This window comes from Arthrobacter sp. MYb227, from assembly GCF_002975435.1.
Taxonomy (GTDB): Bacteria; Actinomycetota; Actinomycetes; order Actinomycetales; family Micrococcaceae; genus Paeniglutamicibacter.
The window spans coordinates 1-1,370 of the sequence record NZ_PCPT01000025.1 but is presented as its reverse complement, the minus strand read 5'-3'; the positions used below and the strand labels follow the sequence as shown (position 1 = coordinate 1,370).

The following is a 1,370-nucleotide window of genomic DNA, read 5'->3' as shown; positions in this document are numbered from 1 at the left end:
TGAACTGCTCCCCGAAAGTTGGACTGACTAATTCAGTTCCTTACTTTCGGGGAGTTTTTCATGCGTAAAAGTAGTTCATTGACCGTTGAGCAGCGACTGGCTGCCGTCGATCTTTTCGAGGCGGGGTTTGGGCATGCTGCGATATCCTCAAGATTGGGTGTAAGTCTCAAGGCTGTTCAGAGGCTGGAGGCACGATTCAAGATTTGGGGTAGGGCAGCATTGGAACACAAACCGACGAATCAGGTGTATAGCTTCGAGTTCAAACTCGCACTGGTGCGCCAGTTTCTTGATGGTGAAGGAACCCAACCAGAGCTTGCCCGTATGCACCAGCTCAGCTCCCCAAAACTCTTGGGCAAGTGGGTCCAGATCTACCGGGAACAAGGCGAAGACGGCCTGCGGCCCAAGACTAAGGGACGACCGAAGTCTTTGCCAGGAACCGCGGGAGGCGAAGTCAATGAGCTCGAGCAGTTACGGCGCGAGAATCAGCGGTTGGCGGCGGAGAATGCGTATCTAAAAAAAGTACGAGCCTTGAGGAACCAACCACGGCGCTGAAAGTCAGTGCTGTCATGGACCTCAAGGCTTCCCACGCTCTGCCCCTGCTCTTGCAGGCGGCGGGGTTGGCGCGTTCCACGTTCTTCTACCGCCAAGCTGCTCTCAAGACCCCAGATCCTCACGCAACGCTACGAGCGAGTATCCACAAGATCTTTACCGCAGCCCGAGGCCGCTACGGCTACCGGCGCATCCACGCTGCCCTGAGACGCCAGGGGTGGCAGGTCGCAGGTAAGACCGTGCTGAAGCTGATGCGCGAGGAAAAACTGGTCTGCAAAGTCCGCACCCGGCGCAGGTATTCTTCCTACAAAGGACAGGTGGGCAAGATTGCCGAGAATCTGCTCAAACGTGAATTTGATACCGAAACGCCCAATACGAAATGGGTGACGGACGTGACCGAGTTTAAAGTTGCCGAGCAAAAGGTCTATCTTTCCCCGATCCTGGATCTGTTTGATCGCTCGATCGTTTCCTACTCGATCTCCGAGTCGCCAAACGTAGCATTCACCAACCAGTCTCTAAGTGAGGCGATCAGCACTCTGGCCGAAGGTGAGGCTCCGATGATGCATTCGGATCAAGGATTCCAATATCAGCACGCCAGCTGGCAGAAACTGCTCAGCGAGGCCAAGATGCCCCAATCCATGTCACGCAAGGGCAATTGTCTGGATAATTCGGTCATGGAAAACTTCTTTGGACACCTCAAAGAAGAAATGTTCCACCGCCAAAAATTCACTGGACTAGAAGCATTCACCAGCGAGCTAGATGACTACATCCACTGGTATAACTATGAGCGAATCTCATTAACGCTGCAGTGCCTGAGCCCC

The 1,370-nt window shown here is 54.0% G+C and carries 2 protein-coding genes; both read left to right on the top strand.

The window, feature by feature from the left end; genetic code table 11:
• Positions 1–60 precede the first annotated feature (60 nt).
• Positions 61–552: a helix-turn-helix domain-containing protein gene (locus CQ018_RS20390; protein ID WP_219844096.1), complete on the top strand. Its 492-nt coding sequence runs from the start codon at positions 61–63 to the stop codon at positions 550–552.
• 14 nt (positions 553–566) lie between these two features.
• On the top strand, positions 567–1,370 hold an 804-nt coding region (locus CQ018_RS20385; RefSeq protein WP_258142799.1), incomplete at its 3' end, for an IS3 family transposase.

Coding starts and splice junctions, on each gene's coding strand:
- CQ018_RS20390 (WP_219844096.1), top strand. CDS start 61: ATGCGTAAAAGTAGTTCATTGACCGTTGAGCAGCGACTGGCTGCCGTC.